At 72.1% G+C, this 23071-nt stretch carries 20 protein-coding genes; 18 read left to right on the top strand and 2 right to left on the bottom strand.

Annotated elements, in window-relative coordinates; translation table 11 throughout:
* The 11 genes from ACN28G_RS08675 (at position 1) to ACN28G_RS08725 (ending at position 15009) form a co-directional block, all read left to right on the top strand.
* Positions 1-981, top strand: a complete 981-nt coding sequence (locus ACN28G_RS08675; RefSeq protein WP_091437026.1) for a VlmB-like protein — start codon at positions 1-3, stop codon at positions 979-981.
* A complete protein-coding gene (locus ACN28G_RS08680; protein ID WP_091437029.1) occupies positions 978-1997 on the top strand; it encodes a beta-ketoacyl-ACP synthase III in 1020 nt (339 codons plus the stop codon). Before ACN28G_RS08675 ends, ACN28G_RS08680 begins: the two co-directional genes overlap by 4 nt.
* Before the next feature lie 75 nt (positions 1998-2072).
* On the top strand, positions 2073-2303 hold the full coding sequence (locus ACN28G_RS08685) for an acyl carrier protein (RefSeq protein WP_091437031.1): 231 nt from the start codon (positions 2073-2075) through the stop codon (positions 2301-2303).
* Positions 2303-3523, top strand: a complete 1221-nt coding sequence (locus ACN28G_RS08690; protein WP_091437033.1) for a beta-ketoacyl-[acyl-carrier-protein] synthase family protein — start codon at positions 2303-2305, stop codon at positions 3521-3523. Before ACN28G_RS08685 ends, ACN28G_RS08690 begins: the two co-directional genes overlap by 1 nt.
* A 113-nt stretch (positions 3524-3636) precedes the next feature.
* On the top strand, positions 3637-4749 hold the full coding sequence (locus ACN28G_RS08695; RefSeq protein WP_421478857.1) for a fatty acid desaturase family protein: 1113 nt from the start codon (positions 3637-3639) through the stop codon (positions 4747-4749).
* Between the two features lie 86 nt (positions 4750-4835).
* Positions 4836-5180: an acyl carrier protein gene (locus tag ACN28G_RS08700; protein WP_091437039.1), complete on the top strand. Its 345-nt coding sequence runs from the start codon at positions 4836-4838 to the stop codon at positions 5178-5180.
* Positions 5177-10939: an SDR family NAD(P)-dependent oxidoreductase gene (locus ACN28G_RS08705; RefSeq protein ID WP_421478858.1), complete on the top strand. Its 5763-nt coding sequence runs from the start codon at positions 5177-5179 to the stop codon at positions 10937-10939. Before ACN28G_RS08700 ends, ACN28G_RS08705 begins: the two co-directional genes overlap by 4 nt.
* 23 nt (positions 10940-10962) lie before the next feature.
* Positions 10963-12663 (top strand): long-chain-fatty-acid--CoA ligase, encoded by a 1701-nt coding sequence (locus ACN28G_RS08710; protein WP_421478859.1) that lies wholly within the window; start codon positions 10963-10965, stop codon positions 12661-12663.
* 1 nt (position 12664) lies between these two features.
* The gene (locus ACN28G_RS08715) at positions 12665-13663 is read left to right on the top strand and encodes an LLM class flavin-dependent oxidoreductase (protein WP_421478860.1); all 999 of its coding nucleotides are present in this window, start codon (positions 12665-12667) and stop codon (positions 13661-13663) included.
* Positions 13664-13683: 20 nt separating this feature from the next.
* Positions 13684-14472, top strand: a complete 789-nt coding sequence (locus ACN28G_RS08720; protein ID WP_091437045.1) for a thioesterase II family protein — start codon at positions 13684-13686, stop codon at positions 14470-14472.
* A gap of 108 nt (positions 14473-14580) precedes the next feature.
* Positions 14581-15009, top strand: coding sequence for a PaaI family thioesterase (locus ACN28G_RS08725; RefSeq protein ID WP_091437048.1), 429 nt, complete (start codon positions 14581-14583; stop codon positions 15007-15009).
* 19 nt (positions 15010-15028) lie between these two features.
* On the opposite strand, the gene ACN28G_RS08730 is transcribed toward ACN28G_RS08725, so the two are convergent.
* Together ACN28G_RS08730 and ACN28G_RS08735 are read right to left on the bottom strand one after the other, a co-directional pair.
* Entirely contained in the window at positions 15029-16441 is a 1413-nt protein-coding gene (locus tag ACN28G_RS08730) for an MFS transporter (protein ID WP_229688487.1), read from the bottom strand.
* A gap of 289 nt (positions 16442-16730) precedes the next feature.
* Entirely contained in the window at positions 16731-17096 is a 366-nt protein-coding gene (locus ACN28G_RS08735; protein ID WP_091437053.1) for a nuclear transport factor 2 family protein, read from the bottom strand.
* A 212-nt stretch (positions 17097-17308) separates the two neighbouring features.
* Here ACN28G_RS08735 and fabI point away from each other — a divergent pair, with 212 nt between their 5' ends.
* From fabI to ACN28G_RS08770, 7 genes are all read left to right on the top strand, one after another.
* Complete coding sequence (gene fabI, locus ACN28G_RS08740; protein WP_091446353.1) at positions 17309-18160, top strand: enoyl-ACP reductase FabI; 852 nt, start codon at positions 17309-17311, stop codon at positions 18158-18160.
* Positions 18160-18654 carry a MaoC family dehydratase gene (locus ACN28G_RS08745; protein ID WP_421478861.1) on the top strand — a complete coding sequence of 165 codons (495 nt, stop codon included), beginning with the start codon at positions 18160-18162 and terminating at the stop codon, positions 18652-18654. Before fabI ends, ACN28G_RS08745 begins: the two co-directional genes overlap by 1 nt.
* Positions 18654-19505 (top strand): helix-turn-helix transcriptional regulator, encoded by an 852-nt coding sequence (locus ACN28G_RS08750; protein WP_091437057.1) that lies wholly within the window; start codon positions 18654-18656, stop codon positions 19503-19505. Before ACN28G_RS08745 ends, ACN28G_RS08750 begins: the two co-directional genes overlap by 1 nt.
* A gap of 155 nt (positions 19506-19660) precedes the next feature.
* Entirely contained in the window at positions 19661-20095 is a 435-nt protein-coding gene (locus ACN28G_RS08755; protein WP_091437059.1) for a hypothetical protein, read from the top strand.
* 298 nt (positions 20096-20393) lie between these two features.
* Positions 20394-21134, top strand: a complete 741-nt coding sequence (locus ACN28G_RS08760; RefSeq protein WP_091437063.1) for a class I SAM-dependent methyltransferase — start codon at positions 20394-20396, stop codon at positions 21132-21134.
* A 139-nt stretch (positions 21135-21273) separates the two neighbouring features.
* Complete coding sequence (locus ACN28G_RS08765) at positions 21274-22044, top strand: hypothetical protein (RefSeq protein ID WP_421478862.1); 771 nt, start codon at positions 21274-21276, stop codon at positions 22042-22044.
* Positions 22031-23047 (top strand): pyridoxal-phosphate dependent enzyme, encoded by a 1017-nt coding sequence (locus ACN28G_RS08770; protein ID WP_421478863.1) that lies wholly within the window; start codon positions 22031-22033, stop codon positions 23045-23047. Before ACN28G_RS08765 ends, ACN28G_RS08770 begins: the two co-directional genes overlap by 14 nt.
* The last annotated feature ends 24 nt before the right edge of the window (positions 23048-23071 follow it).

The raw sequence follows: 23071 nt of genomic DNA on the forward strand, positions 1-23071 counted from the left end.
ATGACCGGCACCGTTCCGCGCGAGGCGGACTGGGACCAGGCGCCTACCCTGCTCGACGGCGCGATGAACCTCAACCTGACCGCGCAGCAGTGCCACCTCGGTTACTGGTTCGCCGCGGTGGCGCAGGGCACCCTGCGTGGCCGGGCCGAGACCGGCCACGCGCCGCAGGCCGTCACGCCGGAGCACATGCGCCGACCCGGGCCGCTGCGCGACGCCCTGATGATGGAGCTGGGTTACCGCTCCGTCGCCGAGGAGAAGGCGACCCGCATCCTGGCGCACTACGTCGCCCAGGCCCCCGACATCCCCGAGCTGGAGTTCTACACCACCCAACTCGTCGACGAGGCCCGGCACTCGATGGTCTTCCGCAACCACCTGGTGGAGCTGGGGGTGCCGCAGGACGAACTGACCAAGACCATCGCCGAGATGTCGCACGACTACACCCGGGAGATCCTCGAACCGGTGGAGGAGTTCGCCGTCCGGACCGTCCGGGACGAGGGCGACTTCATCGGCGGGGTCGCCATCTTCACCATCGTCATCGAGGGCGTCCTGGCTCCCGCCGCCGAGCTCAGCGAACGCAAGTGGCAGGTCCTCGACCCGGCGGCGAGCGAGATCGCCCGGGGAGCGTCGATCGACGAGATCCGTCACCTCAGCGTGGGCAGCTCGATCCTCAAGGACCACCTGGCCCGGCACCCGGAGTACCGGCCCCGGCTGCTGGAGATCCTGCGTCTCGGCCGACAGTTGTGGGAGCAGCTTCCCGAGGAGGCGTACATCATGCGGCGGGAGGAGCTGTTCCAGGAGGGCCTGGCCCAGCACGCGGACCTGGTCGGCGACTACGAGGTCTGGCCGGGCCGCCGGCTGCTGGACACCACCGGAGCCGAGCGGTACGCCACCGCCGAGAAGTGGACCGACGAGATGGCGGTGGTCCGCCTGCGCTACATGGGGGTGCCCGAGGCGCTCCCCGTCCTGGGGCTGGCCGGATGACCGGCCGGCCGCGAACCGACCGGGCCGCGGTGATCACCGGGCTGGGCGGTTGGTTGCCGCCCCGGGTGGTCACCAACGACGACCTGGCCGCCCACCTGGACACCTCCGACGAGTGGATCCGCAGCCGGACCGGGATCGCCCGCCGGCACGTGGTCGACCCGGGCACCGGCACCGCGACGCTTGCCGTCGAGGCGGGCGCGGCGGCGCTGAAGTCCGCCGGGGGTGGCGACGTCGACTCGGTCATCGTGGCGACCACCACCCCGGACCGGCCGTGCCCGGCCACGGCACCGCAGGTCGCGGCGCGACTGGGCCTGGGTGCGGTGGCGGCGCACGACGTGTCGGCGGTCTGCACCGGTTTCGTCTACGGGCTGGCCACGGCGGTCGGTCAGATCGCCGCCGGGATCGCCGACCGGGTACTGGTCATCGGGGCGGAGGCGTTCTCCACGATCGTCAACCCGCGGGACCGGCACACCGCAGTGATCTTCGCCGACGGGGCGGGCGCCGTGGTGGTCCGCGCCGGCGCGCCCGACGAGCCCGGTGCCGTCGGTCCGTGTGTGCTCGGCAGCGACGGCGACCTCGCCGACCTGATCACCGTCCCGGCCGGTGGGTCGGCGCAGCGCTCCACCGGGCGACCGGCACCGCCGGAGGACCACTACTTCCAGATGCGCGGCCGGGACGTCTACCGGCACGCGGTGGAACGGACCACGGCCGCGGCCCAGACCGCCCTGGACCGGGCCGGCTGGCGGGCGGCCGACGTCGACCGGCTCATGCCGCACCAGGCCAACGCCCGGATCTGCGCCGCGGTGGCCGAGCGGCTGGGGATCGGCCCGGACCGGCAGGCGTCCAACATCGAGCGGGTCGGCAACACGGCGGCGGCGTCCATCCCGCTGCTGATGGTCGATGCCGCCGCGGAGGGCTCCCTCGCCCCCGGCGACCGGGTCCTGCTCGCGGCCTTCGGCGGCGGAGCGACCTGGGGCGCCACCACCCTCACCTGGCCCGTGCTGCCCGCCGTCTGAGGCGACGGCCGGGTCCGCGCACACCAGTCAGCATCCCTCGCCGGGTGACCGGCGCGGCAACCGGAGGTGTCAACCATGTACGAGCAGCTGAAGGCGATCATGGTCAGCAAGTTCCAGCTCGATCCGGCCGAGGTCGTCCCGGGGGTAACCCTCAAGGATCTCGAACTGGACTCCCTGGACATGGTGGAACTCAGCCTCGTGGTGGAGAAGGAGCTGGGCGTCTCCGTCTCCGACGACGAGCTGATCGAGGCGGCCGACGTCGCCGCCGTCGTCGCACTCATCGAGGCGCGACGGGTGCGGGTCTGATGCGGTCGGCGGAGATCGTGGTCACCGGCCTCGGTCTGGTGACCCCGGCCGGTATCGGGGTCGACGCCACCTGGGACCGGGTCTGCGCCGGGACGCCGACCGCCGCCCCCGACGCGGCACTGGCCGGGGGCCCGGTGGACTTCTCCTGCCGGGTGCCGGACTCGCCCGCCGCGCCCCTGCTGCCGCCGCGCCGGGCCCGGCGGATGGACCGCTTCGTGCAGTTCGCGGTCGTGGCCGCGCACGAGGCGGTCGCCGACGCCGGGCTCGACCCGAGCCGGTGGGACGGCGCCCGGGTGGGGATCGTGCTGGGCTGCGCCGACGGCGGGCCGGCCACGGTGGAACAGCAGCACCGGGTGCTGCTGGCCGAGGGCCCCGGTCAGGTGTCGTCGCTGCTGCTGCCGATGCAACTGCCGAACATGGTCGCCGGCCAGCTTGCCATCGAGCTGGGCGCGACCGGGCCGAACCTCGTCGTGGCGACCGCCTGTGCCTCCGGTGCCACCGCGATCGGTCTGGCCCGGGACCTGCTCCTGCTGGACCGGTGCGACATCGTCCTCACCGGTGGCACCGAAGCCATGATCACTCCGCTGGTGATGGCCGGATTCGCGCAGATGGGGGCGTTGTCGCGGCGGCGCGAGGACCCGGCGGCCGCGGCCCGCCCGTTCGACGTGGCCCGGGACGGCTTCGTGGCCGGTGAGGGAGCCGGCGTGCTGGTCCTGGAGCGCCGGCCCGACGCCGTGGCGCGCCGGGTGCGGGTCCGGGCCCGGATCGCCGGGGCCGGCAGCAGCGCGGACGCCCACCACGTCACCGCCCCCGACCCGCAGGGCCGGGGCGCGGAGGCGGCCATCCGGGCGGCGCTCGTGCAGGCCGGCGTGACCGGGGCCGAGGTGGACCACGTCAACGCACACGGCACCGGAACCCCGCTCAACGACCTCGTCGAGTCCCAGGTGGTGCACCGGGTGATCGGCCGGCACACCCTGGTCACCTCGACCAAGGCCGTCACCGGTCACCTCTTCGGCGCGGCCGGTGCGGTCGAGACCGCCCTGGCGGTGCTCACCGTCGAGCAGGGCATGGTTCCCCCGACCGCCAACCTGGACGACCCCGACCCCCGGATCGAGGTGGAGGTGGCGCAGAAGCCCACCCCCCGGCGGGTCGACCTGGCCGTGAGCACCTCGCTGGGCTTCGGTGGGCAGAACGCCGCGGTGCTGGTGGGCCGGGCGTGACGTCGTCGGCACCCACCGGCGCGGCCCGACCCGTCAGCGGGTGGTCAGGGAGGGATCAGCACCAGGGCGCAGTCTTTTCCGTGCAGACACGTTTCCGCGAAGGAGGCCGATCAATGCAGGCCAAAGAGGCGTCGACCGGGACCGCCACGACGGCGCCACGCAGCGGACTGGTCGGCGTGGACCCGGCCAGGGCTTCCGCCAAGGAGGTGGGCAACCACTTCGCCGCCCTCGCCCGGCAGGTGCGTGCGGCCGGGCTGCTGGAGCTCTCCCCGGCGCGCTACTACGGCCGGCTGGCCTTCAACGCCGCGCTCTTCCTCGCCGGGCTGGTCGCGTTCTTCCTGATCGGCGACTCGTGGTGGCAGTTGGCCGTCGCCGCCTGGATGGGGATCAGCTCGGCGCAGAGCGCCTTCATGTGGCACGACGCCGGGCACAAGGCCATGTTCCGTGGGCGGTGGGCCACGGTCATGGGCATGGTGCATGCCAACCTGCTCAACGGCGTCAGCTTCGGCTGGTGGGTCAACCACCACAACCGGCACCACAGCTTCCCGAACAACCTCGACCTCGACCCCGACATCGGTCGCCGGACGGCGATCTTCGACATGGGCCAGTACCCGAGTCGCAACCGATGGGGCCGGTTCGTGGTCCGCCACCAACGGACGCTCTTCTTCGTGCTGCTGGTGCTGGAGGGCTACAAGATGCGGCGGACCTCCCTGGTCGCGCTCTTCCGTAGCAACCTGCGCCAGCCGGTCCTGGAGGGGTTGATCATCGTGGCCAACATGGCGATCTACCTGACCGCCGTCTTCCTGGTGCTCTCGCCGCTCAAGGCGATCGCGTTCCTCGCGGTGCAGCACGCCGTGCTCGGTGTCTACTTCGGACTCATCTTCGCCCCCAACCACAAGGGCATGGAGGTCCGCTCCGGTGAGGAGTCGCTGGACTGGCTGGAGCGTCAGGTGCTGACCTCGCGCAACATCCGACCCTCCGGCCTCGTCGACTGGCTCTACGGAGGGCTGAACTACCAGGTGGAACACCATCTCTTCCCCACCATGCCCCGGATGAACCTGGGCCGGTGCCGCCCGCTGGTCCAGGAGTACTGCGCCCGCCAGGGCATCCCGTACCGGGAGGTCGGACTGCTCGAGTCGTACCGGGAGGTCGCGACCTTCCTGCACGAGGTGAGCGAGCCCGCCCGGCGCGGCGTGCCGGTGACCACCGGACCCACCGCCTCCTGACCGTGACCGCGACGCGGCCGGGGCCTCCCGGCCGCGGCCGCGCCGGTGACCGCGCCCCCGGCACGAACGAACGACGAGGTGTCCCCATGACCGAAGCCCTGCCCGATGTCGCGCACCTGCACGACCTGCCGGCCTCCGAGCGCCGGGAGGCGCTGGAGAACCTGGTCCTCGCGCAGTTCAAGACCGCCCTGCTGATGGACGACGACGAGGACCTGCCGCTGGAGAGCGGCTTCTTCGACCTCGGCCTGACCTCCCTGCGCCTGATCGAGCTGCGGCAGCGACTCGAACGGCAGCTCGGCCTCGGCATCGACGCGACGGTGCTGTTCAACCGGCCGACCATCGACCAGCTGGTCGACCACCTGGTACGGGAGTTCGACCCGACCCGGCCCGCCGAGCCCGTCGTCGCGGCCCCGGTGGAGGCCGTGTCATGACCGACGCGGCACCGCGGTCGGTCCCGACGGTGGAGGAACTGCTGGCCGAGCGGTACGAGCCGATCGCGATCGTCGGCGTCGGACTGCGCTTCCCCGGTGGCTGCAACTCGGTGGAGGACTTCGACGTCTTCCTGCGCGAGGGCCGCTCGGGCATCGTCGACCTGCCCGGGGGCCGCTGGGACGTGGCCGCCTTCACCCCGCGTGAGCCGGGCGAACGCGGCAAGATCCAGACCACCGGCGGGGGGTTCCTGGACCGGATCGACCAGTTCGACGCCGGCTTCTTCAACATCTCCCCGAAGGAGGCGCAGTACATCGACCCGCAGCAGCGGATGCTGCTGGAGACCGCGTGGCAGGCGTTGGAACACGCCAACATCGACCCGGCTCCGCTGCGCCGGGGCAACGGCGGCGTGTACGTCGGCGCCAGCTCCATCGACTACGCCCTGGAGATCAGCGAACTGCCCTACGCCGATCTCGACGGACACCTCGCCTCCGGCATCACCATGTTCCCGCTCTCCGGCCGGCTGTCGTACTTCCTGGGCTGGCGGGGGCCGAGCGTGAGCGTCGACACCGCCTGCTCCTCCTCGCTGACCGCGCTGCACCTGGCGGTGCAGGCACTGCGCGCGGGGGAGTGCGACCTCGCGCTCTGCGGTGGCGTGAACGCGCTGCACCACCCGAGGATCCCGGTGATCTTCTCGCACGGGCAGATGCTCGCCCCCGACGGGCTGTGCAAGACCTTCGACGAGTCCGCCGACGGCTACGTCCGGGCCGAGGGCTGCGGCGTGGTGGTACTCAAGCGCCTCTCCCGCGCCCACGCCGACGGTGACCGGGTGCTGGCGGTGATCCGTGGCACGGCGGTCGGCCAGGACGGCGACAGCGCCGGACTCACCGTGCCCAACGGCGCCGCCCAGGAGGTGGTCATCCGCAACGCGCTGGCCGCCGCCCGGCTCACCCCGGCCGACATCCAGTACGTCGAGGCGCACGGCACCGGCACCCCGCTGGGCGACCCGATCGAGCTGGGCGCGATCAACGACGTCTTCGCCGAGTCGCACCGCGACGGCAACCCCCTGCTGGTCGGCTCGGTCAAGACCAACCTCGGGCACATGGAACCCGCCTCCGGCATCGTCGGACTGATCAAGACGATGCTCCAACTCCGCTCGGCGACCATCTACCCGCACCTGAACCTGCGCACCCCGTCCCGGCGCATCCCCTGGGCCAGCTACCCCGTCGAGGTGCCCACCGAGTGTCGCCCGTGGCCGGCGTCGACCCGCCGGGCCGTGGTGAACAGCTTCGGTTTCGCCGGCACCATCGCCGCCGTGGTGCTGGAGCAGGCCCCGCCGGAGCCGGCGCCCGCGTCGACCGGCCCGGACCTCCGGCCGGCCGGGCACGTCTTCACCCTCTCCGCCAAGGGCGCGGTCGCGCTGCGGGCGCAGGCCGAGGCGTACCGGCAGCACCTGGCCGAACGGGCCGACGTCGACCTGGACCGGCTCTGCTACACCGGCAACGTCGGCCGGACCCACCACAGCCACCGCCGCGCCGGGATCGTCGCCGACCCCGGGCAGCTCGACGCGCTGCTGGCGGCGATCGCCGCCGACGAGGACCCGCCCGCGCCCGCCGGCATCCGCAAGGTCGCGTTCATGTTCAGCGGCCAGGGCTCCCAGTACGCGGGCATGGGCGCCGACCTCTACCACCGTTTCCCGGTCTTCCGGCGGTGTGTCGACGAGTGCGACGACCTCTTCGCCGCCCCCCTGGGCCGCTCGGTGCGGGCCCTGCTCCTCGGCGACCTCACCGACCCCACCGAGATCGACCAGACCTGGCTCACCCAGCCGGCCCTGTTCACCCTCGAACTGGCCCTGGCGCGGCTCTGGACCTCGTGGGGGATCCGCCCCAACGTGCTGCTCGGGCACAGCATCGGCGAGGTGGTCGCCGCCACCGTGGCGGGCCTGTTCACCGTCGAGGACGCGGTGACCCTGGTCAGCGCGCGCGGACGACTCATGCAGTCGGTCACCGCCCCGGGCGGCATGGCCGCGGTGCACGCCGACGTCGAACAGGTGGAGCCGATGCTGGCCAGCCGGGTGCAGCTGGCCGTGGCGGCGGTCAACAGCCCGGGGCAGTGCGTGGTCTCCGGGGCGTCGGCGGAGCTGGACAGCTTCCTGGCCGACCTGCGCGGGCAGGGGATCCGGGTCGACCGGCTCACCGTCTCGCACGCCTTCCACTCCCCGTTGATGGCCGAGGTCTTCGACGAGTTCCGGGCCGCGTTGGCCGGGATCACCTTCCACGAGCCGACCGTCACGCTGGTCTCCAACCTCACCGGCGCGGTCGCCCGGTACGCCGAGGTCGCCGACCCGGAGTACTGGGTACGGCACATCGGCGAGCCGGTGCGTTTCCTGGCCGGGGTGCGGGCGATCGCCAGGCGTGGCCGGCACGCGATCATCGAGCTCGGGCCGTCCGGCACGTTGACCGCGCAGGCCCGCCAGTGTGTGCCGGCCGACTCGCAGCGGTGGTTCGTCAGCCTCAGCCGGCGTGAGCGTACCGCCGAGGTGACCCTGCGCTCGCTCGCCGACCTCTACACCGCCGGGCTGCCGGTCTCCTGGACCGGCGTGCACCAGGACCGGCCGAAGCACACAGTGGACCTGCCCACCTACCGCTTCCAGCGTCGGCGGTACTGGCTACCGGCGGCCAGCGGGCAGGCCGAGGCGGCCACCGCGACCGCTCCCGGCGAGCACCCGCTGCTCGGCCGGGAGGTCCCCGGCGCGCAGCCCCGCGAGTTCACCGCCCGGTACCGGGCCACCGGCCCCGCCCCCCTCGGCGACCACGTCGTCGACGGCACGGTCGTGGTGCCGCTGTCGGCGGTGGTCGAACTGCTCCTCGCCGTCCAGGACGAGGTCTTCGGCCAGCACGGTGGCGCCCTGCGTGAGGTGACGCTGCACGCGCCGCTGACGCTCACCGACGAGCCCACCGTGGTCCGTACCCGGTTGACCCCCCGGGGCGACGACGCGGTGGAGGTGCGGGTGTCCAGTGGCGGCGGCGCCGACGAGACCCTGCACGCCAGCGCGGTCGTGACCGAGTCGGCGGAACCGGCCGGCCCCGCCGGCGACCCGGGTACCCCCGACGGGGTGGTCGACGACGAGCGCGACGGTGACACCGGCTACCTCGACCTGGCCTCGGTCGGCCGGACACCGGGGCCCCGACTGCGGCTGCTGACCCGGGCGGTACGGCACGGCGAGGTGATCACCGGTGCGCTTACCAACCGGCAGGCGCTGCCCGGCGAGCACCTACCGGTCGACGTGCTGGAGTGCGCGTTGCAGGCGATCTCCGTACTGCACCCGGCCGGCCCCGGACAGCTGCCGACGGCGGCCGGATCGGTCCGGCTCTTCCGGCGGCCCCGGGGCGAGCGGGTGCTGGTCAGGGCCCGGCTGCGGCCCCCGACCGACACGGATCCGACGGGGCAGGCCGACGTGCTGCTCCTGGACGGGGACCGACCGGTCGCCGAGTTGCTCGGGGTGCGGTTGGCCGCCACCGACCCGGCCCGGCCGCGCAGCTTCACCCATCGGGTCGACTGGCTGCGGGAGAGCCGTATCGCCGTCGCGGGTCCGGCCCGCCACGTCGTGCTGGCCCACGCCGATCCGGACACCCGGGCCGCGTTGACCGGCCTCGACCCCGCCGCCGGGATCACCGTGACGCCGGTGCCGGGACCGGACGAGCTGGCCGCCGCGCTTGGCGATCCGACCGTCACCGACGTGGCCTGGTTCTGGCGGGGCGGGGCAGGCCCGATGTCGGCCGGGCGGCTCACCGCCGAGTCCGAGGAGAACTACCGGGACCTGCTGCGCACGGTGGCCGCCGTCGACCGTGCCGGCGCCGAACGGCCGCCGCGGATCTGGCTGGTCACTCAGGGGGCGCAGACCCTGCCCGGCGATGCGTCCGGGACCGGCGGGACCCTCTGCGCCGCGTCCGTCTGGGGCTTCGGCCCGGTGCTGCTCACCGAGTACCCGCAGTACCGGGCGACCATGGTGGACCTGGGCGGGCCGGCGGATCTCGCCGCGCTCGTCGACGAGTGGCGGGCCAGCCGTCCGGACGAGGTGCAGCTCGCCTTCCGCGCCGGCCGGAGGTACGCGCGACGGCTGCTGCCCGGTGAGCACACCCCGCCGTGGCCGGGCGGGTTCACCGTAGGGACCCGTGACGACGGTCAGGTGGAGTTGGCGCCCGCCCCGGTGACCCCGCCCGCAGCCGGTGAGCTGCGGGTCCGGCTGGACCGGGTCGCACCGCTGCCCGACGGGCGGGTGGTCGGCGCGGGCACCGTGCGGCAGGTCGGTGCCGAGGGCGGGTTCACCCCCGGCGGCACGGTCGTGGTCGCGTACAGGGGTGCGGTGGCCCGGTCGGTGACCCTGCCGGTGGCCGGCGCGCTGGCGCTGCCCGACCCGGCCCGGTCGACCGCCGCGGTGGCGGTGGCCGCCGCGGCACTGGCCGACGGCACCGACCTGGCAGCCCTGCCGGACGCGGCCCGGATGGCCATCGCGCTGGCCGACTGCACCGGCCTGCCGGAGATCACCCAGTACCCGCTCGACGAGGCCGCCGAGGCGTTGCGGGTGGCCGGGCGGGAACCGCAGCCGGGCCGGGTGCTGTTGCGCCTGGAACCCGGACCGACCGACGCGGCTCCGTCGACCGACGGCGGGGCGGGCGCGCGGATCCGGCCGGACCGGACGTACGTGGTCACCGGTGGTCTCGGTGGGCTCGGCCTGGTCACCGCTCGGAAGCTGGTCGACCTCGGTGCGCGGCATCTGACCCTGGTCAGCCGCTCCGGCCGGGCCACGCCGGAGGCCGCCGCGGTCCTCACCGAGCTGCGCAAGCGGGCCGAGGTGCTGTTGGTCGCGGCCGATGTCGGTCGCCCCGGCGACGTGGACCGGCTGACCGACCAGCTGCGGGCGCTCGACCGGCCGGTCGGCGGGTTCGTGCACGCGGCCGGCGCGATCGGCAAGGAGTTGATCGCCAAGCTCGACTGGCCGGCGGTCGACGAGCAGTTCGGACCCAAGGTGTACGGCGGCTGGCTGCTGCACGAGGCGAGCCGTCGGTTCCCGGAGCACGAGTTCTTCGTGGTCTACTCCTCGGTCGCGGCGATCGTCGGTGGTGCGACCCAGGCCCACTACGCGGCGGCCAGCGCGTTCCTCGACGCCCTGGCCGTCTGGCGGGCGGCACAGGGGCTGCCCGCGTTGAGCATCAACTGGGGTGCCTGGGCGCAGGTGGGCATGTCGGCCCGCCTGGACGAGCAGTTCGTCCGGGAGATCGACCGCAGCGGCATCCGCTTCTTCTCTCCGGCACGGGCGCTGGCCACCCTGACCGAGCTGTGGCAGCGACCGGTGGCGCACCGGGTGGTCGGTGAGTACGACTGGGCGCGGATCGCCGGCGCCAACCCGTCCGGCAACGCCCTCTACTCGCGGGTGGTCGACCCGGACGCCGGTGCGGGTGAGGGCTCGGACCTGCACGGGCGGCTGCTGCGCCCGGAGGCAGACCGGGCCGCCCTGATCGGCGCGCTGGTCCGGGAGCAGGTCGCCCGGGCGTTGCACCTGGACAGCGCCGCGGACCTCGACCAGAGCGTGGAGTTCGTCGCGCTCGGGCTGGACTCGCTGATGGCGGTCGAGCTCAAGACCGGACTGGAGCGGGAACTGCGGCTGGCGTTGCCCGCCTCGCTCACCTTCGACCACCCCTCGCCGCGGCAGCTCGTGGAGTTCCTCGACCGCCGCTTCGCCGCGGAGCACGTCCGCTGACCACACACATCCGTGGAGGAGCTGTGGATCTCCCCGACGACTGGACCCTGGCCGCGACGTCGGCGGCGCACGCGCACCACCGTGGCGCACACGTGGCCATCTGGTGCCAGGACCGCGCCACCACCTACGCCGAGCTGCACCGGTGCAGCAACCGCACCGCGCACGCCCTGCGGGTGGCCGGGATCGGCCCCGGAGCCCGGGTGGCCTTCCTGGGCCGGGAATCGGAGTACTACTACTCGACCGTGCTGGCCTGCGCCAAGATCGGCGCGGTGCTGGTCCCGGTGAACTGGCGGCTGACCGCCGGCGAGGTGGACCACATCGTCCGGGACTCCACCGCGGAGCTGATCCTCGTCGAGCGGGAGTTCCGGACGGTCGTGGAACAGGTCCGCGCCGGACTGCCGGCGCTGCGCCGGGTCGTCGAGCTCGACGGCGACGACCCGGGGGACCCGGGGGCGGGGCTACGCGCCTGGCGGGCCGACGCCCCGGACACCGTCCCGGAGCACCGTTGCGGGCCGCACGACCCGGTGGTGCAGATCTACACGAGCGGGACCACCGGCCGCCCGAAGGGGGTGGTCCTCGCCCACCGCAGCTTCTTCACCCTGCCCGCCGCGTCCCGCGAAGCCGGCGTCGACTGGATCGACTGGCGGGCCGACGACGTGGCCCTGATCTCGCTGCCCGGGCTCGGCATCGCCGGCATCGGTTGGTTCATGCACACCTTCAACGCCGGCGGCACCAACGTGGTGCTGCGGATGTACCTGCCCTCCGAGGCGGTCCGGCTGATCCCGAAGCACCGGGTCACCACGACCTTCGTCGCCCCGGCGATGCTGGCGATGATGCTCCAGGAGCGCGGTGTCGGCCCGGACACCTTCGCCTCACTGCGCAAGGTCGCCTACGGCGCGGCCCCGATCTCCACCGGGCTGCTGCAACGCTGCCTGGAGGTCTTCGGCTGCGAGTTCGCCCAGATCTACGCCAGTACCGAGACCGGCACGGTGGCGGTCTGCCTGCCGCCGACCGACCACGTGCCGGGCAGCGGGCTGCTGCGGGCGGCGGGACGGGCCTGTCCGGGCACCGAGATCAAGATCGTCGACCGGGAGGGCCGGCCGGTGCCGCCCGGCGTGATGGGGCAGGTGTGCGTCCGTACCCCGGCGCGGATGCTCGGCTACTGGAACCTGCCCGAGGCGACGGCGGCCACCCTGGTCGGCGAATGGCTGCACATGGGCGACGCCGGCCGGCTCGACGCCGACGGCTATCTCTTCCTCGGCGACCGGATCAACGACACCATCATCGTGGCCGGGCAGAACATCTACCCGGCCGAGGTGGAGAAGGAGCTGGCCGAGCATCCGGCCGTCGCCGACGTGGCCGTGGTGGGCGTGGCCCACCCGAGCTGGGGCGACGCGGTACACGCGGTCGTCGTGCCGCGCCCCGGCCGGCGGGCCACCGGCCGGGAACTGTCGGCCTTCCTGCGGGGCCGGATCGCCGACTACAAGATCCCGGTCGGGTACCACGTCGCGGACGCGCTGCCGCGCAACCCGTCCGGAAAGGTGCTGCGCCGCATCGTCCGGGAACGACTCCAACAGGAGGCCGGGGCGGCGGAACCGACCGCGGTGCCGACGCCCACACCGACCGCCGTGCCCACGCCCACCCCGACCGCCGTGCCGACGCCCACACCGGTCGCCGTATCGACGCCCACATCGGTCGCCGCGTCGGCGACGAAGGGAGACTGACGTGCCCACCGACGACCGTCCACGGATCGGAGTGCTGCTGCCCACCCGGGAGCAGGCCATCACCGGCGACACCGGCATGCCCGCGTTGCTGGACTTCGCCCGCGAGGTCGAACTGCTCGGGTTCGACTCCGTCTGGACGGGCGACTCGCTCGTCGCCCGACCACGACTGGACCCGCTGGTCGTGCTCGCCGCCGTCGGTACGGCCACCACCCGGGTCACGGTCGGCACGGCCGCGATGACCCCGGCGCTGCGCCACCCGGTGCTCGGTGCGAGCATGCTCGCCAGCCTGGACCACGCCTGCGGCGGCCGGTTGACGCTGGGGCTCGGCTCGGGCTTCCCCATTCCGGAGACGGAGGACGAGTTCGACCTGGTCGGGGCCTCCTTCGCCGGGCGGGCCGGCCGCCTCGACGAGATCGTCGACCTGTGGCGGACCGCGTGGCACGGCCGGGATCCGCAGGCCCCGGCCGACTTCACCGGGCGGCACTGGTCGGCCACCGGGCTGGACCGGCTGTCGCCGCCGTACCGGCCCGGCGGGCCGCCGCTCTGGCTGGCCAGCAGCGACACCCCCCGGGTCCTGCGCCGGGTCGCCCGCCGTTACGACGGTTGGCTGCCGTTCCTGCCCTCCGCGCAGAGCTACGCCGCCGCCCGGGAGACCATCGTGCGGCTCTGCGTCGAGGCGGGACGCCCCGCCGACGCGGTCACCCCGGGTCTGTACGCCACGCTCACCGTCGACGACGACCGGGACCGGGCCCACGCCGAGCTGGAGCGGTACGTCCAGCGCTACTACGGCCGGTCACTGGAGACGATGAGCCAGATCCAGGCGTACGGCTGGGGCAGCGCCCGGGAGTGCGCCGACTGGCTGGTCGGCTACCTGCGGGCCGGTGCCCGGCACATCGTCATCCGGATCGGGTCGTTGGACCCGCGGCCGCAGCTCGAGCAGATCGGGGAGGTGCTGCTGCCCGCCGTCCGGGCCGCGGCCCTCACCACCACCACCGCCTGACAGTTGAGGGGAGTACGTCCATGAGCGACCAGTTCGCCGCGACCTCCGGGGCCGGACAGTGGCTCCACCCGGTGGAGCCGTCCCCGGACGCCGCGATCCGGCTGTTCCTGTTCCCGCACGCCGGCAGCGGCGCGATCATCTACCGGGAGTGGGCTGACCTGCTGCCCCGGGACGTCGGGGCGCAGGCGGTCACCCTGCCCGGACGGCACAACCGGCGGGAGGAGGCGTCCCACGAGGACTGGGAACCCCTGATGGACGCCCTGCACGAGGCGATCACCGCCGAGCTGGACGACCGGCCGTACGCGTTCTTCGGGCACTGCATGGGTGCGCAGTTGGCGTACCAGCTCACCGAGCGGATCGAGGCCGGCGGCGAGCGGGGCCCGGTCCTGCTCGGCATGTCCGGCTGGGCGCCGCAGGGGTTCTTCATCCCCACCGAGGAGCAGAGCCGGATGCCCGAGTCCGAGATGGTGGAGTGGATCAAGAAGCTGGGATCGTTCCCCGCCGAGATCTACGACAACCCGCAGATGCTCGCCCTGGTGGTGCCCGCGCTCCGGGCCGACCTGGCGGTCTGCGCCCAGTACGTCGACGACGGCGCCCGGGTGAACTGCCCGATCGCCTCCTACGGTGGGCGGTCCGATCCGCTGATGGAACGGCCTGACGCGATGGACTCGTGGCGGGACCGGAGCCCGCAGTACCTGGGTAACAGCGAGTTCCCGGGTGGACACTTCTACATCGACACGCACGCCCTGGCCGTGACCACCGACTTCGTCCGGCACCTGTACCGGTTCGCGGCGCTGGTCGGCAGCTGACCGGGCACCACGTCTTGGGAGTTCCGGTCGTCGTCCCCGCGGGGTCCACCGTCGTCCGACGGTGGACCCCGCGGTGCGTCACGGCCGGTCGGCAGAGCGGAGAACGAGATGTCCGAGGCCCTGACCGCCGAGCGCCTGCGGGAGCTGATGCCTTTCGCCGCCACGCTCGGGGTGCGCTTCGACCGGCTCGACGCCACCGAGGTCAGCGCCGAGCTGGACTGGTCGCCGGCGCTGTGCACCGTCGGCCAGGTGATGCACGGCGGCGCGCTGGTGTCGCTGGCCGACTCCGTCGGGGGCGTGTGCGCGTTCCTGAACCTCCCGGCCGGGGCGGTCACCACGACCATCGAGGTGAAGTGCAACTTCTTCCTGGCGGTGCGGCGCGGTGTGGTCCGGGCGGTGGCCCGGCCGATGCACGTGGGTCGCAGTGTGATCGTGGTGGCGACCGATCTGCACCAGCTGTCCGGCGGTGACGCGCCGGCCGGCAGCGGGGCCACCCGGGTCGCGCACGCCGTCCAGTCCCAGCTGGTGCTGCGCTGAGCGGCGTGCGCGGTCCCGATCAGTGACGCCCGGCCGGAGTGGGTTGTTGCGCAGGGGGTGCGGGCAGGTCGACCGAGGTCCCGGTCGTCCGGCCGCCGAGCGCCAGCACGGTGGCGATCATGACGGCCACGCAGCCGGCGATCACGGTGAAGAGCCAGCCCGCGCCGGCCCCGGTCAGCACCGGCAGCAGGACGAAGGGGAGCAGGGCGGCACTGAGCCGGGAGAGCGAGTACGCCGCGCCGGCGGCCGTGGTGCGGAAGCCGGTGGGGTACTGCTCGGCCAGATAGACGTGTGAGGCGGTGGAGAAGACGTTGCTCAGCAACGTGTAACCGAAACCGAAGACCACGACCATGGTCACGTTCGTGGCCAGTCCGAAACCGATACCGCTGGCGGCCATCAGCGCCGCCGACACGCAGATCACCGTCCGCCGCTCGAAGCGGTCCAGCACGGGCACGGCCAGCAGCGAGCCGACCGGGTAGCCGAGGAAGGACAGCGCGGTGTAGCCCAGGCCCTGCACCACGTCGAACCCCTTGACCGCGAGCACCTGCGGGGCGAGGGTGCCGAAACCGTAGTACGCCGTGACCGACAGCAGGCAGAACGTCCAGAGCATGATGGTCCGCCGCCGGTACGGTGCGCTGAACAGCACCCGGTAGCCCGGGGTGGGCGACCGGCGGACCGGCACGTCGGACACCGGTGCCGTCGTGGTCGGCAGCCCGGCCTCGGCCTCCATCCGGCGGACGATGGCGTCGGCCTCGGCGACGCGACCCTGTTCGGCCAGCCAGCGGGGGGACTCGACCAGTCGGCGGCGCAACACCCAGATCAGTGCCGTGCCGAGCGCGCCGAGGATGAACACCCAGCGCCAGCCGGCGAGCCCGAGGATCGTGCGGGGTGCGAGCCAGAGCGCGGCGAAGCCCACCGCGGGCACCCCGCAGAAGGCGAGACTGTACGCCCAGGCGATGAAGCGTCCCCGGCGTTTGGCCGGCAGCATCTCGGCGAGGTAGCAGTCGGCGAGGGTCTGCTCCGCGCCGATGCCGACACCGGCGAGGAACCGGGTGACGATCAGCCAGGTGGCGTTGGGGGAGAAGGCACCCAGCAGGGTGAAGCTGGAGTAGAGCAGGAGATTGATCATGAAAGCCCGGCGGCGGCCGACCAGATCGGAGAGTCGACCGAGCAGGATCGACCCGAAGAACTGGCCGATGAAACCGGAGGCGAGAAAGAGCTTCAGCGATGTGCCGCCGACGCCGAACTCCAGTTGCAGAACCTTCGAGACGGTGCCGGAGAGATTGCTGTCGAAGTAGTCGAAGAAAAGCCCGACCCCGATGAGCATCGTCATCGTACGGTGCGAGCTGACGATCGGCATCCGGTCGAGCCGGGTGCCGATGGAGCCGGTGTCGGCGGCCGGTCGGTGCACGGGTGTGCTGTTCTTGGGCACGGCTTTCTCCATCGTCGGAAGTGCCCGCCGTACGGAGGCGACCGACCTCGGCGCACCATCCGGTGCCGGACGGTTCCGACGACCGTGGGGAGCTCGGCCCGGGGCGGCGCACGACAGCGGGGTGACAGCAGCACGAAGCTCGCTTTCAACTGCGGGAGGAACCGGTCGGGAACCGTACGGCCAGATCTGGCCAAAGTCCACGCAAGGAGGACCTTGGCCAGATCTGTCGGTGGCCGCCGCGGCGTGGCGGCGGCCGGGGGATGGACGGGGACGCGCCCCGTCGGGCGGGTCAGCCGGGCAGCTTGTCCAGGAACCCGTAGACCGCCTCGAGGCGCCCGTCGGGACCGGCCTTCGCCACGTCGAAGCCGATCGCCAGCGGCTCGCTCGCCCCCTCGGGCGCCAGGCCCCAGCGGAAACGCGCCACGTCGTGGTGGGCGTCCACCGTGTCCAGGAGGCTGAACACCATCCCGGGGAACTGGTCACGGGCGGCACCGATCAGTGCGTTGATGCCGTCGTGCCCACTCACGCTCGCCATCGGGTCGATGTAGGTGGCGTTCTCCGTCCACACCTCCCGGATCTTCTCCAGACGCACCTGCGGGTCCGCCTCGTTCCAGATCTCCAGGTACCGCTCGGCGGTCTTGGCCAGGTCAGACATGATTCACCAACTCCGTTTCCCAGCATGGTCATGACCGTCGGAAGTGACCGGCCGGGTCGAAACATGTCACGCGGCGGTGGGTGGCGTCGATTACGTACCAGGTAATACCGGCTCGGCCGATTGATCAGTGCGGTGTCACCGGATTGTCAGCGGCGCGGCGAAGAATCGTCGCCACGGCGTGGCTCGCCGACGTCAGCGACGAGGAGGTCGTCATGCTGCTGGCCGGAAAGCGGATTCTGGTCACCGGGGTACTGAACGAACGGTCGATCGCGTTCGCCGCCGCCCGGCTCGCGCAGGAACAGGGCGCGGAGGTCGTGTTGACCGGCTTCGGCCGGGCCCTGCGGATCACCCGACGCGTCGCGGAGCGGCTGCCACAGCCCTGCGACGTCCTCGAACTGGACGTCACGGTGCCGGAGCACATCAGCGCGGTCGCCGTCGAGCTGGAGCGACGCTGGGGGCGACTGGACGGTCTGCTGCACGCGGTGGCCTTCGCCCCGGCCTCGGCGCTCGACGGCGGTTTCCTCGACACCCCCTGGCCGGACGTGGCCCGGGCGGTGGAGGTCTCCACGTACTCGTTCGCGGCGTTGACCCGGGCCTGTGCCCCGTTGCTGGCCGCCGCCGGCGGCGGATCGGTGGTGGGCCTGGACTTCGACGCCCGGCAGGTCTGGCCCGGTTACGACTGGATGGGCGTGGCGAAGGCCGGTCTGGAGAGCTGCTGCCGCTACCTGGCGCACACCCTGGGACCGCAGGGGACCCGGGTCAACCTGGTCGCCGCCGGCCCGCTGCGGACCATCGCGGCGACCGCCATCGAGTCGTTCGAGGTGCTCCAGCAGACCTGGCGGGACAGGTCCCCGCTGGAGTGGGACACCACCGACGCCACCCCGGTCGGGCGGGCGGTCTGTGTCCTGTGGTCGGACTGGCTGCCGGCGGTCACCGGCGAGGTGCTCCACGTCGACGGTGGGGTGCACGCGATGGGTGCCGGCGGGGTCCGCGTGGCCCGGGCGTCGGTCCCGGTCGTCCCGACCCCGGTGGCATCGGGGGCGGCGGCGGGGGCGGTCGGCTGATGCGCCGGCTCGGTCACCCGGCGGACCTGACCGCCCTGGTCGGCACCGAACTCGGCGTCAGCCGTTGGCGCACCGTCGACCAGGACGCGGTGGACCGCTTCGCCGCCCTCACCGGCGACCGGCAGTGGCTCCACGTCGACCCGGAGCGAGCCGCCACCGGGCCCTTCGGGCGGCCGGTGGCGCACGGGTTCCTGGTGATCTCGCTGGTGCCGGCGATGCTCGACGAGGTCATCGAGGTGGCCGGGGTCGACCACACGCTGAACAAGGGCGTCGACCGTATCCGGATCGTCGCGCCGGTGCCGGTGGGGTCCCGGGTGCGCGCCCGGTTCGACCTGCCCTCCGCGCGGGTCCGGCCGCGTGGCTACGTGGAGGCGGTCTTCGAGGCGTCCGTGCAGGTGGAGGGAGTCGCTGATCCTGTGCTGCGGGTGGCGGTGACCTACCTGTACCGGGTGGCGGAGGCGGCGGGTCCCGCGAAACCTCTACCTCTGAGGTAATGGACAGCGCACAGAGGGTGTCGCATCATCGGAGGATGACCATCACCGTGAGCAAGCCCGGCGTAGGTGAGCTGCTACGGGACTGGCGTCGGCGGCGCCGCCTCAGTCAGCTGGAGCTGTCCATCCGTGCCGACATCTCCACCCGGCACCTGAGTTTCCTCGAAACGGGCCGTTCTGTCCCCAGTCGGGAAATGGTCCTCCAACTCGCGGATCATCTCGATCTGATGCTGCGTGACCGGAATCGACTCCTGCTCGCGGCGGGATACGCCCCCGTCTATCCGGAGAGCACCCTGGAGGCACCGGAGTTGGCCGCCGTGCGCTCGGCGGTGCGTCAGGTGCTGCGCGGGCACGAACCGTATCCGGCGGTGGTCATCGACCGGTCGTGGAATCTGGTGGACGCCAACCAGAGCCTCGCGGTCCTGACCGACCTGGTCGACCCGTCCCTGCTCGCGCCGCCGGCCAACGTCCTGCGCGCGAGTCTGCATCCGGACGGGCTCGCCCCGCACATCGTCAACCTCGGCGAGTGGCGCGCGCACCTGCTGCACCGGCTGCGCCGGCAGGCGGAGTTCAGCGGCGACCCGGCCCTGGCCGAGTTGGAGGACGAGCTGCGCGGCTACCCCTGCCGGGACCCTCGGCCGGAGCACGAGCTGCCGCCGGCCAGTGACATCGTGGTCGCCCTGCGGGTCCGCCGACCGGAGGGGGTGCTGAATCTCTTCACCACCGTCGCCACCTTCGGCACGCCCCTCGACGTGACCGTGTCGGAACTGTCCATCGAGTCGTTCTATCCGGCCGACGAGGAGACCGCGCGGATGTTGCGGGGTAGCCGGGAGTTGGTGGGCATCGGCCGCTGAGATCGGCGGTCGTGGGGCAATACCATGTCGTGTCGGCCGACGTTCGGAGTTTTCCGGAATGTCGTTCTCGAAGGTGATTTTCAATCGCGGGATTCCGCCGGAATCTTATCTCCGAGGTAATCGACAGTCGGCCGGGCGGGAGGCATTCTCGAGGTATGACGAATTCAGCTACCGCGGCGAACCGCGGCACTCGCACCGGGGCCAATGCCGGAAAATTCCTGCGGCTCGCGCTCAAGCTCGACGCCGTCGTCACCGCCGTCAACGGCCTGGCCTATCTGGTCGCCGCTCCGGTGCTGAGCGACCTGTTCGACATCTCCGCCACCAGACTGCGCGGTGTGGGAGTCTTCCTCCTGATCTTCGGTGTTCTGGTGTGGCTGGTCGGCACCCGGCCGGCCGTCTCCCGGGGTGCCGTCGGTCTCGTCGTCGCGGTGAACGTCATCTGGGTGGTGGAGAGCCTGGTGGCGGCGGCGACCGGCCTGGGGCTGGGTGACCCCTCGGTCATCGCCCGGGTCTGGATCGTCCTCCAGGCCCTGGTCGTCGGTCTCTTCGCCGTTCTCCAGCTGATGGGGCTGCGGCGGCAACAGTCCTGAGTGCGCCTGGCGCGCCACCCGGGTCGGACGGGATCCTCCGTCCGACCCGGGTCGGCCCTCGTCGCGGGTCGGGGGTCCCCTGCCGGGTAGACCCACCGCGGCACGGACCGACAATTCGTGTAGAACAATCAGATGCATTGACCGGTATGCGCGATGTTCGTCGTGAAGTTGCGCGTATCCGGGAACCGTAGAACTCTCCGGCACGACTATGGACAGTGTCACCGCTACCGACGTCGCACCCGTCAAGGGAGCGCCCGCCGGTCCGCTCGCTGTCACTGTTGCCGGAGGGGAACTGGGCATGAACTGGTACGAGGACGACGAGCTGTGGAGCGGCTTCGCCGAAGTGCTGTTCACCCCGGAACGAGCAGCCCGTGCGGCGGAAGCCGTCGCCACCTCACCGTTACTGCGGTTCGCGCCGGGCACCCACGTCCTGGACCAGTGCTGCGGTACCGGTACCTTCACCGTGCCCATCGCCCGACAGGGCCACCACGTCACCGGGGTGGACCTGAGTCCGGCCATGCTGGCCCGTGCCAGGCGGGCCTGCGACGACGCCGGAGTCGAGGCCGAACTGGTGCGGGCCGACATGCGTGACTACGTGCGGCCGGCACGGTTCGACGTGGTGCTCAACCTGTACACGTCCTTCGGCTACTTCGACACCGACGAGCAGAACCTGCGGGTGCTGCGCAACGCGCACGACTCACTGCGCCCCGGCGGCGTGCTGGTGGTGGACCTGCTGGGCAAGGAATGCTACGCGAGGTGGGCCGGTCAGCCGAAGGTCGTCGATGTCGAAGACGGCCGGGTCTTCATGCACGACACGGTTCTCGACGGCTGGACCCGGTACCGGACCGAGTGGACGCTGGTGCGCGCCGGCGTCGTGCGTCAGGTGAGCCTGACGCAGTGCCTCTACAGCGGCGCCGAGCTGCGTCGGCTCGTCGAGGCGGCCGGCTTCGTCGACGTGCGGTGTTTCGGCGGCTTCGCTGGCCAGCCGTACGACTGCCACGCCACCCGACTCGTCGTCCGCGGCACCCGGGCGGGCTGACATGCTCGTCACCCACCAGGACAGACCAGAGTATCCGCTCGTGCCGGCCCCCACCTGCGTGTCCGGAGTGTGCCACGGCACGCTGGGAGAACTCTTCCAGGGGCCCGTCTCGTACCGTGGGGTGGAGAGCATCGGCATCGTGTCCTTTCCGGTCGACCGCTACACCTGGGCACACTTCGAGCCCGGGAGTGCCGCCGACGCGCTGCCGGCCCTGTCCAAGGCGGCCCGGGCGGTTCGCCTCTTCGTGGACCGCTACGGTCTCGAGCTGCCGGCCGGGCGCTGGAGCAGCCACACGGAGCTGGACGTCGGGGTCGGCATGGCCAGCTCGACCGCCGACATCGTCGCCACGTTGCGGTGCCTGTTCCAGATCTTCAAACTGCCGTACGACGTGCTCGCGGTGACCGAGATCCTCGCCCGGATCGAGCGGGCGGACAGCGTCTTCCTCGACGAGTTCGCCCTCTATCTCAGCGACCGGCACACCGTGGTGCGCGGCTTCGGCACCGCGGTCGGGTTCCACACCTGTTACGTGGTCGAGCCGGCAACGGTCGACACCGCCGCCGTGACGCCCCTGCTGTTGCGGCACTACCGGGCCAACGGTGCCTCCTACCGGGACTGCCTGAACGAGTTGCTGGAGGGGTTTCGCGCCGGCGACAGCGCCGGTGTGGCCCACGCGGCCACCGCCAGCGCCGCCCTGTCGCAGCAGGTGCTGCCCAAGGCGACGTACGACGTGGTGCTGGCCAACCGGGAGCGACTGGGCGCCGACGGGATCTTCGTCGCCCACACCGGCGCGGTGATCGGTTACCTGTTCGCTCGTCGGCTCGCCCGGCAGCGGATGGACGAGGTGTCCGCCTTCTTCCGCGGGCTCGGCCACCAGTGTTCGTTCGCCTGGGGTGGTTATGGCTATCAGTGAGCACATCGCGGAGGCGGTCAAGACCCCGCACCTGGTACGCCTCGGCGAGAACATCGTTCTCGCCCGGTTCGAGACGCTGAAGATCTACTCGGCGCTGGTCGCGGTCCGTACGCTGATCGACCGTGGCGTGGTACGCCGGGGCCAGACCCTGGTGGACAGCTCCAGCGGCATCTACGCCACCTCGCTGGCGATGGCCTGCCACCGGTACGGGATGCGCTGCCACATCATCGCCTCCACGACGGTGGACGTCGCGGTACGCGCCCAGTTGGAGATTCTCGGCGCGACCGTGGAGCAGATGCCCCCGTCGTCCTCGCTGCGACTGGACCAGGAGGCCCGGGTACGCCGGGTTCGCCGGCTGCTGGCCAGGCGTCCCGACGTGTACTGGATGCGGCAGTACCATGACGACATCCACTACCTGGGATACGAGGAGTTCGCCGACCTGGTCGCCGCCGAACTGGGGGTGGGGTCGCTGACGCTCGTCGGTGGGGTCGGCTCGGGGGCCTCCACCGGAGGACTCGTGCGTTACCTTCGTCGTCGGGACGACCGGGTCGAACTGGTCGGACTGCAGCCGTTCGGCAGCGTCACCTTCGGCAGCGCGGAGTTCGACGACCCGGATGCCATCATCGCGGGTATCGGTAGCTCGATACCCTTCGACAACGTGCGCCACGAACTCTACGACGAGGTGCACTGGCTCGATTTCCGGCACGCCATGGCGGGTGCCGTCGCCCTGATGCGCGATCATGCCGTCTTCGCCGGTCTCTCCACCGGGGCCGCCTATTTGGCCGCCCGGTGGCGGGCTGCCCGGCACCCCACCCGGACCCACCTGGTGATCGGTGCCGACACCGGACACCGCTACGTCGACCGGGTCTTCGCCCGGCACCGGGAGGCGTTGGACCCGGCCGGGCTGGCACCACGGGAGATCGGATCCCTCGGCGACCTGACCATGCCATGGTCCACGATGCGGTGGCGGCGACAACCGTATCCACCGTGGTCGCGGGGATGACCGGACAACCGGAGATTCGTCGTT

The organism is Micromonospora sp. WMMA1923, assembly GCF_049179195.1.
Taxonomy (GTDB): Bacteria; Actinomycetota; Actinomycetes; order Mycobacteriales; family Micromonosporaceae; genus Micromonospora; species Micromonospora yangpuensis.

Coding starts and splice junctions, on each gene's coding strand:
- fabI (WP_091446353.1), top strand. CDS start 17,309: ATGCTGCTGGCCGGAAAGCGGATTCTGGTCACCGGGGTACTGAACGAA.
- ACN28G_RS08750 (WP_091437057.1), top strand. CDS start 18,654: ATGGACAGCGCACAGAGGGTGTCGCATCATCGGAGGATGACCATCACC.
- ACN28G_RS08705 (WP_421478858.1), top strand. CDS start 5,177: ATGACCGACGCGGCACCGCGGTCGGTCCCGACGGTGGAGGAACTGCTG.
- ACN28G_RS08770 (WP_421478863.1), top strand. CDS start 22,031: ATGGCTATCAGTGAGCACATCGCGGAGGCGGTCAAGACCCCGCACCTG.
- ACN28G_RS08685 (WP_091437031.1), top strand. CDS start 2,073: ATGTACGAGCAGCTGAAGGCGATCATGGTCAGCAAGTTCCAGCTCGAT.
- ACN28G_RS08725 (WP_091437048.1), top strand. CDS start 14,581: ATGTCCGAGGCCCTGACCGCCGAGCGCCTGCGGGAGCTGATGCCTTTC.
- ACN28G_RS08700 (WP_091437039.1), top strand. CDS start 4,836: ATGACCGAAGCCCTGCCCGATGTCGCGCACCTGCACGACCTGCCGGCC.
- ACN28G_RS08745 (WP_421478861.1), top strand. CDS start 18,160: ATGCGCCGGCTCGGTCACCCGGCGGACCTGACCGCCCTGGTCGGCACC.
- ACN28G_RS08755 (WP_091437059.1), top strand. CDS start 19,661: ATGACGAATTCAGCTACCGCGGCGAACCGCGGCACTCGCACCGGGGCC.
- ACN28G_RS08695 (WP_421478857.1), top strand. CDS start 3,637: ATGCAGGCCAAAGAGGCGTCGACCGGGACCGCCACGACGGCGCCACGC.
- ACN28G_RS08720 (WP_091437045.1), top strand. CDS start 13,684: ATGAGCGACCAGTTCGCCGCGACCTCCGGGGCCGGACAGTGGCTCCAC.
- ACN28G_RS08690 (WP_091437033.1), top strand. CDS start 2,303: ATGCGGTCGGCGGAGATCGTGGTCACCGGCCTCGGTCTGGTGACCCCG.
- ACN28G_RS08735 (WP_091437053.1), bottom strand. CDS start 17,096: ATGTCTGACCTGGCCAAGACCGCCGAGCGGTACCTGGAGATCTGGAAC.
- ACN28G_RS08680 (WP_091437029.1), top strand. CDS start 978: ATGACCGGCCGGCCGCGAACCGACCGGGCCGCGGTGATCACCGGGCTG.
- ACN28G_RS08760 (WP_091437063.1), top strand. CDS start 20,394: ATGAACTGGTACGAGGACGACGAGCTGTGGAGCGGCTTCGCCGAAGTG.
- ACN28G_RS08675 (WP_091437026.1), top strand. CDS start 1: ATGACCGGCACCGTTCCGCGCGAGGCGGACTGGGACCAGGCGCCTACC.